Source organism: Pseudomonas floridensis (genome assembly GCF_002087235.1).
In the GTDB taxonomy this organism is placed as follows: domain Bacteria; phylum Pseudomonadota; class Gammaproteobacteria; order Pseudomonadales; family Pseudomonadaceae; genus Aquipseudomonas; species Aquipseudomonas floridensis.
The window spans coordinates 1-14,689 of record NZ_MUIO01000005.1 but is presented as its reverse complement, the minus strand read 5'-3'; the positions used below and the strand labels follow the sequence as shown (position 1 = coordinate 14,689).

The 14,689-nt window shown below is 56.1% G+C and carries 16 protein-coding genes and 3 pseudogenes; 12 read left to right on the top strand and 7 right to left on the bottom strand.

Going from position 1 to position 14,689, the window contains the following annotated elements; translation table 11 throughout:
• Together BZK31_RS01930 and BZK31_RS01925 are read left to right on the top strand one after the other, a co-directional pair.
• Positions 1-257 (top strand): annotated as a pseudogene (locus tag BZK31_RS01930) (DUF6861 domain-containing protein); the annotation flags it as partial.
• A gap of 3 nt (positions 258-260) precedes the next feature.
• The gene (locus tag BZK31_RS01925) at positions 261-602 is read left to right on the top strand and encodes a hypothetical protein (protein ID WP_083181062.1); all 342 of its coding nucleotides are present in this window, start codon (positions 261-263) and stop codon (positions 600-602) included.
• Positions 603-835: 233 nt separating this feature from the next.
• Here the strand turns inward: BZK31_RS01925 and BZK31_RS01920 are convergent, their stop codons facing one another.
• The 3 genes from BZK31_RS01920 to BZK31_RS01910 all read right to left on the bottom strand — a co-directional run bounded on the left by BZK31_RS01920 (position 836) and on the right by BZK31_RS01910 (position 3,415).
• Complete coding sequence (locus tag BZK31_RS01920; RefSeq protein ID WP_083181061.1) at positions 836-1,483, bottom strand: DsbA family oxidoreductase; 648 nt, start codon at positions 1,481-1,483, stop codon at positions 836-838.
• Positions 1,484-1,573: 90 nt separating this feature from the next.
• Positions 1,574-2,566 (bottom strand): alpha/beta fold hydrolase, encoded by a 993-nt coding sequence (locus BZK31_RS01915; protein ID WP_083181064.1) that lies wholly within the window; start codon positions 2,564-2,566, stop codon positions 1,574-1,576.
• A gap of 138 nt (positions 2,567-2,704) precedes the next feature.
• Complete coding sequence (locus BZK31_RS01910) at positions 2,705-3,415, bottom strand: uroporphyrinogen decarboxylase/cobalamine-independent methonine synthase family protein (protein WP_083181060.1); 711 nt, start codon at positions 3,413-3,415, stop codon at positions 2,705-2,707.
• A gap of 106 nt (positions 3,416-3,521) precedes the next feature.
• Here BZK31_RS01910 and metR point away from each other — a divergent pair, with 106 nt between their 5' ends.
• Positions 3,522-4,439: a transcriptional regulator MetR gene (gene metR, locus BZK31_RS01905; RefSeq protein ID WP_083181059.1), complete on the top strand. Its 918-nt coding sequence runs from the start codon at positions 3,522-3,524 to the stop codon at positions 4,437-4,439.
• Positions 4,440-4,490: 51 nt separating this feature from the next.
• Here the strand turns inward: metR and BZK31_RS01900 are convergent, their stop codons facing one another.
• The 3 genes from BZK31_RS01900 to BZK31_RS01890 form a co-directional block, all read right to left on the bottom strand.
• Positions 4,491-4,916 carry an NUDIX hydrolase gene (locus BZK31_RS01900; protein ID WP_083181058.1) on the bottom strand — a complete coding sequence of 142 codons (426 nt, stop codon included), beginning with the start codon at positions 4,914-4,916 and terminating at the stop codon, positions 4,491-4,493.
• On the bottom strand, positions 4,913-6,004 hold the full coding sequence (ddlA, locus tag BZK31_RS01895; protein WP_083181057.1) for a D-alanine--D-alanine ligase: 1,092 nt from the start codon (positions 6,002-6,004) through the stop codon (positions 4,913-4,915). The genes BZK31_RS01900 and ddlA overlap by 4 nt, the downstream gene beginning before the upstream one ends.
• Before the next feature lie 152 nt (positions 6,005-6,156).
• Positions 6,157-6,438, bottom strand: coding sequence for a type B 50S ribosomal protein L31 (locus BZK31_RS01890; RefSeq protein ID WP_083181056.1), 282 nt, complete (start codon positions 6,436-6,438; stop codon positions 6,157-6,159).
• Between the two features lie 211 nt (positions 6,439-6,649).
• Between BZK31_RS01890 and BZK31_RS01885 the strand changes: the two genes are divergently transcribed.
• From BZK31_RS01885 to BZK31_RS01860, 8 genes are all read left to right on the top strand, one after another.
• The gene (locus BZK31_RS01885) at positions 6,650-7,015 is read left to right on the top strand and encodes a hypothetical protein (RefSeq protein WP_083181055.1); all 366 of its coding nucleotides are present in this window, start codon (positions 6,650-6,652) and stop codon (positions 7,013-7,015) included.
• A gap of 221 nt (positions 7,016-7,236) precedes the next feature.
• A complete protein-coding gene (locus BZK31_RS01880; RefSeq protein ID WP_083181054.1) occupies positions 7,237-8,853 on the top strand; it encodes an FMN-binding glutamate synthase family protein in 1,617 nt (538 codons plus the stop codon).
• Positions 8,854-9,005: 152 nt separating this feature from the next.
• On the top strand, positions 9,006-10,136 hold the full coding sequence (locus BZK31_RS01875) for an OpgC domain-containing protein (protein WP_083181053.1): 1,131 nt from the start codon (positions 9,006-9,008) through the stop codon (positions 10,134-10,136).
• 110 nt (positions 10,137-10,246) lie between these two features.
• The gene (locus BZK31_RS29955; RefSeq protein ID WP_244182620.1) at positions 10,247-10,657 is read left to right on the top strand and encodes a hypothetical protein; all 411 of its coding nucleotides are present in this window, start codon (positions 10,247-10,249) and stop codon (positions 10,655-10,657) included.
• Positions 10,658-10,703: 46 nt separating this feature from the next.
• Positions 10,704-10,895, top strand: coding sequence for a hypothetical protein (locus BZK31_RS29950; RefSeq protein ID WP_244182621.1), 192 nt, complete (start codon positions 10,704-10,706; stop codon positions 10,893-10,895).
• A gap of 306 nt (positions 10,896-11,201) precedes the next feature.
• Complete coding sequence (locus BZK31_RS29365) at positions 11,202-11,408, top strand: hypothetical protein (RefSeq protein WP_157900690.1); 207 nt, start codon at positions 11,202-11,204, stop codon at positions 11,406-11,408.
• Between the two features lie 300 nt (positions 11,409-11,708).
• The gene (locus tag BZK31_RS29945) at positions 11,709-11,912 is read left to right on the top strand and encodes a hypothetical protein (RefSeq protein WP_244182619.1); all 204 of its coding nucleotides are present in this window, start codon (positions 11,709-11,711) and stop codon (positions 11,910-11,912) included.
• A 120-nt stretch (positions 11,913-12,032) separates the two neighbouring features.
• The gene (locus BZK31_RS01860) at positions 12,033-12,611 is read left to right on the top strand and encodes a hypothetical protein (RefSeq protein ID WP_083181052.1); all 579 of its coding nucleotides are present in this window, start codon (positions 12,033-12,035) and stop codon (positions 12,609-12,611) included.
• 158 nt (positions 12,612-12,769) lie between these two features.
• Here the strand turns inward: BZK31_RS01860 and BZK31_RS01855 are convergent.
• Positions 12,770-13,683, bottom strand: a pseudogene (locus tag BZK31_RS01855) (fibronectin type III domain-containing protein).
• Positions 13,684-14,001: 318 nt separating this feature from the next.
• On the opposite strand from BZK31_RS01855, the pseudogene BZK31_RS01850 reads away from it, so the two are divergent.
• Positions 14,002-14,689: pseudogene (locus tag BZK31_RS01850) on the top strand (glycosyl transferase family 51); the annotation flags it as partial.

The following is a 14,689-nucleotide window of genomic DNA, read 5'->3' as shown; positions in this document are numbered from 1 at the left end:
ATGTTCGGAGAATCCCTAGAACCACATATCAAGACCCTGGAAACCTTATACCCACTCAGACCAAATCAGAAATGTCCGGTTCTCAAATCAAGCGCCTTGAAAAAGACATGATAAAAAACGGATTTGACCCTGGCAAACCGGTCTCCGTATGGAGAAACCCCGCTACAGGACGGCTAGAAATCCAGATGGACATCACAGAACTGAAGCGGCAAAAAAAAGCAGGACTAGACAAGATTCCAGTAGAGATTTGGGAATAATTTATGAAAAGTCATTACCAAGCAGCCTTTATAGTGCCTGTGGGAGCAAGCAAAATTTTCGGTGAGTACGGCTGGGAGTTTGAGAGTGCCCGACGACTTTCGGACAGCCTGCCAGAGCAGTTGGCTAACCGCTTGAAACTCGAGCTATCAGACGAGTACACGGGCGTCAGAAAGTTCATTGGAGACATGATTAACATGTCTGTATTTCTTGATGAGCATAATGAGATTGAAACTTTATATTTTCAGGTTTTTGGCGATACCCTAAGTGCTTTAGAGAACGCATTCTCAGGAAAAGATTTCGCTTATGAGGCAGAGTTATTCATTCCTGGAAACGTTGAAAAGTGATGATAAAGGCTCAGGAGCGCTCTCAAAGAGGGCTCGCTTTGGTCATCGACTAATAGCCTGTTTTTAGCGATACCCGTGCAATCAATATTGGCAGCCCTCGACGGCCTGAGAACTACTGTTAGTCGGCCAATCTCAATAACAAGACCTACGCGTGCAGCCGAAACCCACTACCTAAAATCAACCAAAGTTCCCCCAAGGGGGAGCTTTGATTGATCAGAACAAAAGTTTTTTCCTCACTTCACCTCGCTGACAATCTGCCGGATCGCACTGACGAACACGTCAACCGGTTGCCCGCCGGACACGGCGTACTGGTCGTTGAACACGATGGTCGGCACTGAACTGACGCCGCGCGATGTCCAGAGCTGCTCGGCTTCGCGTACTTCTTTGGCGTATTCGTTATCGTCCAGAACGGCTTGGGCACGTACGCGGTCCAGTCCGACTTTCTGCGCCACATCCGCCAGTGTCTGGTGGCTGGACGGATCCTTCAGGTCGCTGAAGTACGCTTCGAACAGCGCTTCTTTCAAGGCATGCTGCTTGCCTTCAAGCTCGGCCCAGTGCAGCAGGCGGTGAGCGTCGAAGGTGTTGTAGATACGGCGCTCGCCCTTGGCGAACACAAAACCCTGTTCGGCGCCTCGTTCACGGATAGTGTCGTGAATGCCTTCGATCTGCTCGGGCGAAGAGCCATATTTTTCGGCGATGTGTTCTTTGATGTCCTGGCCTTCGGCGCTCATGTTCGGGTTCAGTTCGAACGGCTGAAAATGGATACGTGCATCCACCTCATCGCCCAGCTCCGCCAGTGCCTTGTCCAGCGCTCGCAGGCCAATGACGCACCAGGGGCAGGAAACATCGGAAACGAAATCGATCTTCAGTGCAGTGCTCATGCGGGCCCTCGCTCGGTTGGCAAAAGCCACACGATACACCTCTGACGGTTCCTTTCAACGGCATCGGCGGTTGCCGCAATGCCGTCAAGTCTACAGTTGCGCCAGATGGCGGCCATCTTCGTGCTGTGCTTTCAGGTACGGCAGCACAGCGCCCAACAGTGGTGCCTTGAAAGCTTCTTGAAAACGGTGCGCGAGCCCCGGAATCAGACGCAACTGGCTGCCCTGTATATGCGCGGCGACATGCACGCCATGCATCACTGGCAGCAACGGATCGGCCGTGCCGTGCACCACCAGCACCGGCAACCGCAGGCGGTTGAGCAGTTCGACCCGGCTGGGTTCAGCGAGAATCGCCATTATCTGGCGTTTCACCCCTTCAGGATTGAACGCACGGTCATAGGACACCGCCGCCTGATGCAGCAGTTGGGCACGGTCATCCTTGACCTGCGGACTGCCCAATGCCGCCAGCAAGTCAGCCTGTTGCTCGATGGCCGTTTCGCGGTTCGGCGCGCCACGTCGGGCCAGCAGTTGCATCAAGGCGGCGCTGGGCATCGGCAATCCCTGCGCGCCGGAACTGGTCATGATCAGCGTCAGGCTCTCGACCCGCGCAGGCGCAAGGTCTGCCAGATGCTGAGCGATCATGCCGCCCATGCTGGCTCCCAGCACATGGAACTGCCGAACCTGCAACGCGTCCATCAGGCCTAGCGCATCATCGGCCATGTCGGTCAGCGAATAAGGTGCGGAAACCGGCAGGCCGAGCTTGTAGCGCAGCACTTCATAGGTGAGGTTGGCGTCGGCAGGTTGCTGTACCCAAGTGGACAGGCCGACATCGCGGTTGTCGTAACGGATGACCCGATAGCCCTGCTGGCAGAGCGCAACCACCACTTCATCAGGCCAGTGAATCAGTTGCCCACCCAACCCCATGACCAGCAGCAAGGCAGGATCGGATTCACTGCCAATGCTTTGGTAGGCGATCCGAACCTGCTTGAGCTCGGCGGTCTGTACAGGAACGTCAACGCTGCATCGATCGGCCGCAAAAGAAGGCAAGCCGCACAAAAGCGCGGCCAGAAAAATTAAAACCCGCATGAAAAACACCAAAAAACAGATCCCCAGTAGGCAACGAGTCTGATGATGTTTTGCAAAGCGCGCTGCCACAGTTACGTGACAATTTAATGAATGACGCTCGACGGTCGTCAAAAGGATCCGAAAGACGCGGCCGAGCGATCACGCAGCGCCCGCCAGCAGCAGGTTTTCTCCAAACCGGGCCCGCGCCTCTTGAACCAGTTCGGTCTGATCGCTGGCGTTGCCGAGGGACAGGACCTTGTAGGTCGGCAGACGATCGAACACCGGGCCCAATTGTTCGGTCACGCTGACGCTGTCGATGTGCAGACCCGCGACAGGCAGCAACGCCGCCACGCCCAGATTGTCCTTGAGATCACCAGAGTAGGTCGCAACCAGCTTTTTCAGCGGGGAGTACTGCAGGATGTGATACGCACGCTCGAAGGCGTTTCTCCATTCCAGCGGCAGGTCCAGAGTCAGAATCGGCTCGTCGATCTGCACCCACTCGATGCCCCGCGCGGCCAGGCGACCGAAGATTTCGCCGTAGGCTGGCAGCAGGCGCTCCAGCAAATCGAGCTTGTCGGTGCCTGCATCGGCCTGAGCGAACCACAGGTACGTCAGCGGCCCGACCAGCGACGGCTTGCGACCTTGTTCATTTGCCTCATGGGCAGCGTCGAGCAGCGGCACCCAGTCAGGCTGGAAATGCTGCACCCGGTTAACCTGCGCAACCAGATGGGGAAACTGCCCGGCAAGCCATGCAGCCGAATCGGAGCCCGCGTCATGGACTTGATCACGCTGCCAGCATGCCTGCAAAGCCTGCTGCAGTTCACGATCGGCGCCTATGCGCAGGTAGTCAGCGTTGTGTGCCAGAGCCATGAGACGTCCTCCATAAATGATGTCGCTATTGTCGACAGCCGAAGCAACATGAGACAAACTCATTTTTTTCGTGTTGATCACAAATACTACTCATGGAGCACTGACCGTGCTTGAGATACGCCACCTCAAAACCCTCCACGCCCTGCGAGAAGCTGACAGCCTTGTGGAAGCGGCGGAGCGTCTGCACCTGACCCAGTCGGCGCTGTCCCACCAGTTCAAGGAGCTGGAAGAGCGCATGGGCATGCCGCTGTTCGTGCGCAAGACCAAACCCGTTCGCTTTACCAGCGCCGGGCTGCGCCTGCTGCAACTGGCTGACTCGCTGCTGCCTCAACTGCGTAGCGCCGAACGGGATATCGCCCGTCTGGCCGGTGGCACGGCGGGACGCCTGCACATGGCCATCGAATGCCATAGCTGTTTTCAATGGTTGATGCCGACCATTGACCAGTTCCGCGACGCCTGGCCGGAGGTCGAACTGGACCTGTCCTCGGGTTTCTCCTTCGCCCCGCTGCCCGCGCTGGCACGCGGCGACCTGGACCTGGTCGTGACCTCGGACCCGCAGGAACTGCCCGGCATCACGTACGTGCCGCTGTTCACGTACGAGGCGATGCTGGCGGTCGCCAATCAGCATGCGCTGGCCAACAAACCTTACATCGTCCCTGAAGACCTGCTGACTGAAACCCTGATCATCTATCCCGTGGAACGGGATCGACTGGACATCTTCACGCGTTTTCTGGAACCAGCCGACATTGAACCCGCTCAGGTACGGACCTCGGAACTGACGGTGATGATGATGCAACTGGTCGCCAGCGGCCGTGGGGTATGCGGCATGCCGCACTGGGCGCTGCATGAGTACAGCTCACGTGGCTACGTGAAGGCCAAGCGTCTCGGGGAAAAAGGATTGTTCGCAACCCTGTATGCCGCCATTCGCGCCGACATGCTGGACGCGCCTTACATGCGTGACTTTCTGCTGACGGCCAAGGATACGTCCTTTTCTACGCTGGACGGTGTCAGCGCTGTTCGTTAAAAAAGGTGATCGTCCTGCACGACCCGGCAGGACGATGTTGACTGCTGCAGATCAGACCGCTTCGGCCTGCCGTTGGCGGTACAGAGGCAGAATCAGATCACGTGTCAGCGGTGCCAGTTGCAGATCAGGATGAGGGGCGGCACTCGTTTCATGCAGACCCAGCCAGATCACTTCCTCGATCTCGGCCGCAGGCGCTACTGGAGCATCGGTCACGACCTCGAACAACTGGCAATGCACCTCGAAGCCGGGTTCGTTGGCGGCAGGCGCGCTGAACTCGCCCAGAAAGAGCGCCTGTTGTGGCTCGATGACCAGCCCCAACTCTTCCTGCAATTCTCTGACCAGCGCCTGCACCGCAGGCTCACCCGGTTCAATCTTGCCGCCCGGCTGCATGAACGCCTGCGTGCCGCGCTTGCGCACCAGCAAGGTTCTGCCACCGGGATCGATCAGCAGCGCTGCGGCAATCGTGATCCGCTTCATGCAAAGATATCCGTCTTGAGCAGTCGGGCTTCGTCGGCGCGCTCCAGCGCGAACGTGATCAGACGATCGATAAGTCCGGCGTAGGAAAGCCCGCTGGCCTGCCAGAGCTTGGGGTACATGCTGATGGAGGTAAAACCGGGGAGGGTGTTGACCTCATTGATAATGATGTCGCGTGTCTCGGTGACGAAGAAGTCGACCCGCGACAGACCGGCACACCCCAGCACCTTGTAAGCGGTCAGCGCGACGTTGCGCACTTCGTCGCTCAGGTCGGCGGGGAGTTCCGCTGGAATCGCGATGCGCGCCTGATCACCGTTGAGGTACTTGGTGTCGTAGGCATAGAACTCGTCATTGGCGACCACCTCACCGCACACGCTGACCTGTGGCTGACGGTTACCGAGCACGGCGCATTCCACTTCACGCCCGACAATGCCCTGCTCGATCAGCAGTTTGTGATCGAACTGGAAACCCAACGCCACAGCCGCGTTGAAACCGGCCTCGTCGATGACCTTGCTGACGCCCACGGACGATCCTTGACTGGCCGGTTTGACGAACATCGGCAGGCCGAGTCGTTCGGCGACTTCAGCGAATGTGATGCTCTGGCCACGGGTCAGCACCACGAACGGTGCCACGGCGATGCCCGCGTCACGCAGCAGGCGCTTGGTCACGTCCTTGTCCATGCAGGCTGCCGAGCTCAACACATCCGGGCCTACGAACGGGATAGCCAGCAAACGCAGCAAGCCCTGCAACGACCCATCTTCGCCGAACGCACCGTGGATCAAAGGAAATACCACATCGATTCGCGCCAGTTGCTCGCCGGAGTCCACTTCGACGAACTGCCCGCCGGTACTGCCCGGCAATAGCGCCAGACGTTTACCCGCAGTACTCAGGCGGATCTTCGCCGGATCGCTGGCGTTGAGCAGATAATCGCCTTCGTCGAAGCGCAACCAGCAGCCGTTCTTGTCGACGCCGATCAGGGTCAGCTCATAGCTTTCACGATCAATTGCATTGATCACGTTGCGTGCCGACTGCAACGAAACTTCATGTTCGCTGGATTGCCCACCGAAAATGATGGCCACTGACTTTTTCAAAGCGGGTACTCCTGTTTTTCAGGCCGCGAAGATAAAAGCAATTCGCGCCGCGAGTCCAGTGGACGAGTGGTCGCAACCCGGATTACAGGCAAAAAAATCCCGGTCGAGGGGCAATTCTGTACGAACAGCCCTCGACCGGGACGGCAGAGGCATCACTGCTCTGCCGGCGTATCTTTCTTGCTACCGGAACCGAACGTGGCAAAACGCTTGTTGAAGCCCGCGATACGGCCTTCGCTGGTGGTCTTGCGCTGCTGACCGGTGTACATCGGGTGCGAAGCACTGGATACGTCGAGGGCGACATACGGATAGGTATTGCCATCGCTGTGCTGATGGGTGCGGTCGGTATCGACCGTGGAACCGATCAGGAAGAAGGCATCGGCGGCGGTGTCATGGAACAGCACGGTGCGGTAAGCGGGATGGATATCAGGTTTCATTGAGAAGCCTCCGGATGATGGGGTGAATCAATTGTTACACAGTAACATAACGTGTCTGGCAGATGATAATGATTCCTGTCGATCAGGCCTATCACCAGGCTTGATCGGGCACGGGCTAGAAGCTAAGGTTCCTCGCGCCTCTGCCACATCAGCGGTCCGGGACGGATACCGGAACCCGGATGGGACAACAAAAAAAGCCAGTAGGATATTCATGCCTGACACCCGCCGTTACGACCTGCCCTCACACGCCTACGCACGCCTGATCGAAGCCCGCGACTCGCTGCGCCTGCTCGACGGCTACGTCAACAAGACCGATGTCATGTGCAACCCTTCGATGCTGGTGGGGTATGTCGCGATGCTGCAGAGCGCGCTGCAGGACGTGATCGCCGCCAGCACGCCCGCCGAACCTCGCGACAGCTTCATGCGCAAGGCAGACGAACTGGGTTTCGTCGCGCTGAACCCCAAGGAGCAGGCCCTGATTCAGCATCTGCGCTGGACCAGCCTGGAAGGTCGCGAAGAGGTGTACGCCGTGACCGAACGCTTGCGGCACCTCAAACCCTGGCTGCTGGAAAGCTGAACCAACGCTGCCGCACAAGCAGAAGCCACGCTCGATACGCCATTTACCGCTCACGCGCATGGCGGCAATCCGCTACATTTCAGAGGCGTCACGCGTCGGCTCGCTCATGAGACCGGTGCAGACGCAGTCAGTCCGGCAGCCCTGCGGTCCTGCGTGCGCCAAGTCGCAGGCGAAGACGGGGCGCCCAGCGCAGAAAACCGCCATTAGTCCAAGGATGTCGTATGAGCCTTTCGCTACTCAGTCGTTATGCAGTCTTCGTCGGATGCGTACTGTTCACGCTATTCAGCCTGCCCTTCTGGCATCACGAATGGCTATGGCCGTTTACGCTGGTGACCGCCATCCTGAGCATCGTGGGCATCATCGACCTGCTGCAGACGCCGCACTCAGTGCGCCGCAACTACCCGATCCTGGGCAACATTCGCTACGCCGTCGAAGCCATACGCCCGGAGATTCGCCAATACCTGCTCGAATCCGACAGTGACGCCCTACCCTTTTCCCGTGCCCAGCGCTCGCTGGTGTATTCGCGGGCCAAGAACGAATCGGCGGACAAGCCGTTCGGCACGCTGATCGATGTCTACCAGACCGGCTTTGAGTTCATCGGCCACTCCATGCGCCCGGCGCCGCTCAGCGACCCGAACGGGTTTCGCGTATCGATCGGCGGCCCGCAATGCACCCAGCCGTATTCGGCCTCGATCTTCAATATCTCGGCCATGAGCTTCGGCTCGCTCAGCGCCAATGCCATCCGTGCGCTGAACAAAGGTGCGAAGCTGGGCAACTTCGCCCATGACACTGGCGAAGGCAGCATCAGCCCTTACCACCGCGAACACGGTGGCGATTTGACCTGGGAACTGGGCAGCGGTTATTTCGGTTGCCGCACCGCGGATGGCCGCTTCGATCCGCAACGATTTACGGCCCAGGCCACCCATCCGCAAGTGCGCATGATCGAGATCAAAATGAGCCAGGGTGCCAAGCCCGGACATGGCGGCATTCTGCCCAAGCATAAGGTGACCCAGGAAATCGCCGACACCCGAGGCATCCCCATGGGCGAAGACTGCATCTCGCCCTCCCGCCATAGCGCATTTTCCACACCGCTCGAGTTGATGCAGTTCATCGCACAGCTGCGCATGCTATCGGGCGGCAAGCCCGTGGGGTTCAAATTCTGCCTCGGTCATCCCTGGGAATTCATGGGTATCGCCAAGGCGATGCTCGATACCGGCATCTATCCGGACTTCATCGTCGTCGATGGCACGGAAGGCGGAACGGGCGCGGCGCCGGTGGAATTTACCGATCACATGGGCACGCCGATGCGCGAGGGTTTGTTGTTCGTCCACAACACCCTGGTCGGCCTGAATCTGCGCGACAAGATCCGGTTGGGTGCCAGCGGCAAGATTGTCAGTGCATTCGATATCGCCAGCGTGCTGGCCATTGGTGCCGACTGGGCCAACTCCGCACGCGGCTTCATGTTCGCGATCGGTTGCATTCAGTCACAAAGTTGCCACACCAATAAATGCCCTACGGGCGTGGCGACTCAGGATGCCCTGCGCCAACGTGCACTGGTCGTCCCGGACAAGGCCGAGCGGGTGTACAACTTCCATCGCAACACGCTCAAAGGGCTGGCCGAAATGCTCGCCGCCGCAGGTCTGGATCACCCATCACAACTGGAAGCCAAACACCTGGTGCGGCGCATGTCGGCGACGGAAATCAAGCTGTTCTCGCAAACCCATGTATTCCTGCAGCCTGGGCAGTTGCTCAACGGCGTGCAGGACGACAGTTTCTATTCACGAATGTGGCGAATGGCACGCGCCGACAGCTTCGAGCCCGCCGACGACGTCGCCTGAAACGCAACGCGGAGACATTCTGTAATAGCCTGATTTTGCAAAAATCCTCGTTTGACGCCACCCTGCCGCGCCGCCAACCGACACCGACTGGCGGCGTGGAACCTCAGCCCTCTGCGGCTCATCTTATTAGCAACTTTCAAGAGCCTACCGTTATGACTAACGGACGCGATCATCGAATCGACTTCTTTCGAGGCCTGGCGCTGGTCTTCATCTTCTGGGATCACGTGCCGGATAACCCTCTGGCCCAACTCACCGTGCGCAACTTCGGTTTCAGCGATGCGGCGGAGATCTTCGTCTTTCTGGCCGGCTACGCAGCGATCCTCGCTTACGGACGCATGGCGCGACGCGAAGGTATGCTGGTCGCAGGCGTGCGCATTCTGCGACGGACCTGGGTGCTGTATGTGGTGCATATCTTCCTGCTGACCCTGCTGATGGGCATCGTTTTCGTCGCCAACAACCACGTCGAGACCCGAGACATGGTCCAGCAGATGGGCCTGGAATATTTTGTCGGCAATCCGCAACAGGCGCTGGCCGACGAACTGTTGTTGCGCTTCAAACCCAACCTCACCGACCCGCTGCCGCTGTATATCGTTCTGCTGCTGACGCTGCCGTTAATCCTGCCCCTCATGCTGCGCAAGCTGGAGCTGGCGGTCGGTCTATCCGTCGCCCTGTACCTGATGGTGCCGCTGTTCGGCTGGAATCTGCGCGCGTATGAAGGCGGTGGCGTCTGGTACTTCAACCCGGTCGCCTGGCAACTATTGTTCGTGCTCGGCGGTGCCTGTGCCTTGCGCGCAGAAACCAACGCCGCGACAGAGCGTCGCCCCTTGTCCCGGCAACCGTTATTCATCGTCGCTGCACTGTATGTGCTGATTGCAGGCGCGCTGACCTTCAGCGAGAAATGGCCGGACCTGCACACTGCGCTGGTGTCGACCCTGCAACTGGAAAGCTTCTATCCCATCAGCAAGACCGACCTGGCACCCGTTCGCCTGCTGCACTTCCTGGCGCTGGTTTACGTCGTCGCACGACTGCTGCCGACCACCAGCACCTGGCTCGACAACTGGCCTGCTCGCCAGACGCGCCGCATGGGCCGCTACTCGCTGGAAATCTTTTGCCTGGGTGTATTGTTGGCGCCTCTGGCTGATATGGCCAATGCACTGGCAGGCGACACTTGGCCGATGCAAGTGACCACCGCCATAGTCGGTCTGGGGTTGATGATGCTGATGGCGAATGGGCTGGAGTTGAACAAACGCTTCGATAAGGCACCGCGTTTGTTACCCACCTGAAAACAGCATCACACGCGCAAGCCCTCTCGGAAATTTCCTACTGCTTTATCAGGCCAAGTTTTTCTGGACAGGGCCGGTATTGGGTAAGAACTCAATGGGAGGGTAAGACCTTGAATATCGATGCCGTAAAAAACCACATGAACACATTGCAGCCTAAAGCAATCTCACGCGAACTGGAACAGGGGATTGTTTTCCGCGCTGCGCGAGAAAATTCCGTTAGGGCTGACACCTCGACGACAAACGAAAAGCCCTTCTATGAGTATCAGAAAGAACCCTGGCTTTCAGAGCCGGTGGATCCGCTGATCACTAATCGCGAGCAATACGTGGCACATGAAAAAATGGTCAATGCCATAGATTTGAGGCTCATGCAGTTCACGTATGACGCCTACAGAAAAGAGCTAATAGGTTCCCACCCAGATTTGGCAGCCAAAAAATTTGGCTTCACGCTGGACGAGAACGCCTCTCTGAAACTCATTGACCACGATAACAGCCTCACCGATGCCGACAGAATCCATCAATAATTTTCAAGGGCTTAACAGCATGGTCCGGGCAAATGCAAAAAAGCTCATGAGTCTGGTCGATCATGATCACGAAACCTTCGGAAGTCGATACAGCCTCAACATCGAGAACTTTAATAGCATAATCGATTACGACAAGATCCTGACTGCCGGCATTAACCAGATGGAAAACGAGTGGGTACGACAAGTTAAGAACAATGCTGAAAAAGCCAACTATTCGTATCTCTCTGTCTCTGCATAAAAAGTCGGGCGGGACAATCATCCCGCCAAACCCGTAGCCTCAGCTCTTCCTGCCCAAGGCCAAGCCTAAAAAACGGCCACACCACCTTCCAATGCCGTACCTTTGGTATCGGTAAATCTCAACTCAAACCGCGCTTCCTTATAGACCTGAGTAGCCAGCACTTCAGTCAACCCGCGTCATATAAAACAAGAAAAACCCTACAAAAAATCTCGCTTCTGAATTCTCAGAAAACGCCTACAACATTGTCAGCACAAGTTTTTCGATGTTAAGCCGCCAGCTATTTAACCCACCAGCAGGATAACTGAGATGAACATCAGCGCAGCGATAACGCCCCGTCAAACTCAATCCACCGTCATTAAAATCGCCGACACCAGCCCCGCATCAGTAGAGCCGGCAAAAACACTGTCATCGACAGTCGACACGCCTCGCGATCCGAATCACGCGTTTTACCGTTTTGAAAAAAACCCTGGTTACCTAAAAATGCCGCAGGCGAGATTGACGATGCCTTTATAAATTTTCCCGATGCTTTTTTCGAAAGTGACAGACAACAATTCCTGGACAACGAAATAAGAAAGTTTCAAGCGTCTATCTGCGGCATGCTTGATGATTTTCACGACTTCAAGCGGCAGGTGTCTTTCCTGAATCCTGAACTGTCGAAGAAACACTACGGGATTCACGTTAGGTTTCGATGAGCAGATAAAGGTCACTGACCCGGACGGCGTATTGACGCCAGCGGAGCACACCTACCTGACTGAAGAATTGAACAAACGCCAATCATTCAAAGATCACTTGATCAACAATGCCAGGAGCATCATGACACTGCTGGATCATTACTCGGAAAATTTTGGTACGGAACACACGCTCAATCTCGAAGGCTTCAGCAAGGTGATCGATTACGGGCAGGTATTCAGCCGCAATACCATCGGCAATTTCATGCACACCCTCATCGATCAGGTCGAGCGCAATGCACCGAAGCGCAACGCCGTGAAAGACCCCTTGGTCGATATCCGGGTTTGAAATTGATAAACGCATCGCACCGCAGCGCCCACTCGGAAATGCCCTACAGGCGTATCAGGCCAAGTATTGATCCATACCGCCGTTATAGAGGGAGTGTCATTATTCAGCAAGGAGCAATACATGAACATCACCAATACCATGCCATTCTACCTGGCACCTCAAACACCACGGCGGACTCTTTTGTCTCAGCCGACCCGCCCCGAGCCCTCCACACCATTGACGAAGCAGGAAAAGAAAGAAGCCTTTGCCAAAGAGTTTTACACCAAGGAGGAGGAGCCTTGGAAGAGAAAATTTATCGAGTATTGGGACGACACAAAAAAAGCAGAAGGCGAACAGCGCGAGATGACGCGAGATCAATACCTTGACTCTATCAGACGGAAATCTGATATTGCACTTTCCAATCAATATTCATTTTTTCACTGTTTCAAAGAATACGTAATAGACAGCCGCCCTGGCCTGGCTGATAAAAGCTTCAGCTTTACCCTCGGCGATGACGCGGAGATAAAAATACTGGACCCAGGGAAAAGCTTAAGTGAAGACGATTTGCAATGGCTGACTAAAGCTATCAATTCAGACGTCGATTTCAAGGGTACGGTGAGAAAAAGCGCCAGGCTTATAATGACCATCGTTGACCACGACCCCAAATTCTTTATAAAAAAAAAACGCCCTCAATCTTTTAAATTTCCAGAACATTATTGACTTCGGAAAGGTACTCTCAAGTGTAAACGACGATTTTAATGAGGGATGGGTTAAACAGATAAAAGAGTCCGATGATAAAAACTGGAACTCAGTGATTGACACCTACGTTTAGGGGCTAAAAAGGGCGCTCTGCACCAAGCGGAGCGCCCTTTCAAGGCTTAGGACCGCCTCACCAAGTCGCTCAACCAGCGCTTGCACAGATGCCCAAACTTGAACTCGTGAGTATTATCCGCCAGTTGCTCAGGCAACATATTCTTGGCGCTGTATTTCCCCTCCTCATAGCGCGTACTCCACGTAAGTCGGTTTTTATCGACATTTTCATAGATGTTGTCTGCCATCCAGCCTCCCTCACATCGTTCAAACTCAAACAACCTTGATATTTTCCCATCCTTGTCGGAAGGGATGGCTTTATTTATCTCCTCTTCCGTACCTGTGGTCAGTGAAAAATACAGCAGCCCACCCTCCAGCGGATACGCTTTGCTGTCGGTAAACTGCGCCTCCAGCGTCACCTCTTTGAATGCCTGGGTTGCGAAGAATCCGTCCAAACGACGTTGAAAGGCCGAAATGGGCAAGATACCTTTCTCGTTGAGCAGGTCGTAACTCATATGAGGAAACGACCCAAGCACAATCCTGTATTCAGCACGTTCAAACCCGACCCCGTCAACCGCGAGCACCCGGACATTCACCTGAGCACCCGGGTTCAGGCCTGATATTTTTTCAGCTAACGCATGGCGCTTGGGCGTCCAGGTGCCGCCGTCAATCCGATACTCGACTTTCCAGAGTGTGCTGTACTGACTGCCGGGCATCGTCAACAATACATCCTGACCACGAATTGCAGTAAAGCTGTATTCGTGGACCGCCGAACTGCTTTCAAGGGACTGACTAATCTGGTGAATCTTATCCGATAGAACCACCGGACTCGAAACCTCCTCACTTGTTACCGCCCCCCTTGTGAAACCTCCTGCCCACTTGCATTGATTACAGTTTCCACCTGCGCGACAGCATGACAAGACAGTGCAAGAAAAAGCCCACACATAAAGAGGCCACACGCATTCTTTTTATTAGTATTCATTGTTAAAACTCAACATTGATCGATAAGTTATGTCGGGCATCATTGCCACTGACACTTGGGACGTAATCACCGAACACATTGAACTTCAACGCCATAAAGAAATTTACGGAAATATCCTACAAAATAAAATATCGCCTGCATTTAGGGTGCGCACGCACGTTAACCACGCGCGAAAAATACGCTCCATTTAGAACGGTCCTGGACCGCACCGCTACGGCCACGCCTCCCCTTCAAATTCCCCCAGACAATTCCCCCTGCAATCCCACCCAGCGTCTAAGCTTGTCTCAGGTGCGTTAACAGGGTGACGGGCCATCGACTATGGGCGTATTAAGGCATTCCGATAGCAGGCAAGATGTGATTTCCGCTGACCGTCAGGATGACCCACGCGCGCCGAAGCATCCCCCTCGTAAACGTTACGGATGGCGGGTGTTCTGGGTGGTCGTGGCATTGGGAGGTGTGGCGCTCGGCGCAGCGGTGGCGGTCGAAAGCCGCAGTTCCAGGCTTCAGGCCCGGGAGTTCAGCCGTTTTGCCGCCAACCTCAGTTACTCGGTGCAGCCTGGACCGAGCACGGCTGTCGTGTACCCGGGTGACGGGCCTTTCGACAAACGTCTGGGGTATTCCTCGCTGGATGAATTTCTGCCGCGTCTGCTCAAGCGCGATTACATGATCACCCGCCAGACGCGCTTTTCGCCGGAATTGATGCGCTATAGCCAGCGTGGTTTTTTCGTGCCGTATCAGGAGAAGATTCAGGCCGGGCTGTCGATCACCGATTGCCGCGGCGCGCCGCTGTATGAATTTCGGTATCCGCAGCAGTTCTACGCGGCCTTCGCTGACATCCCGCCGGTGGTAGTGCACAGCCTGTTGTTCATCGAAAACCGCGATCTGCTGGACCCGCAGCAACCCATGGCCAACCCGGCGGTGGACTGGCCGCGTTTCGCCAAGGCCGCGTGGTCGCAACTGGCCCGAATGCTGTCGCTGCCCGGCCAGTCCGCAGGCGGCAGTACGC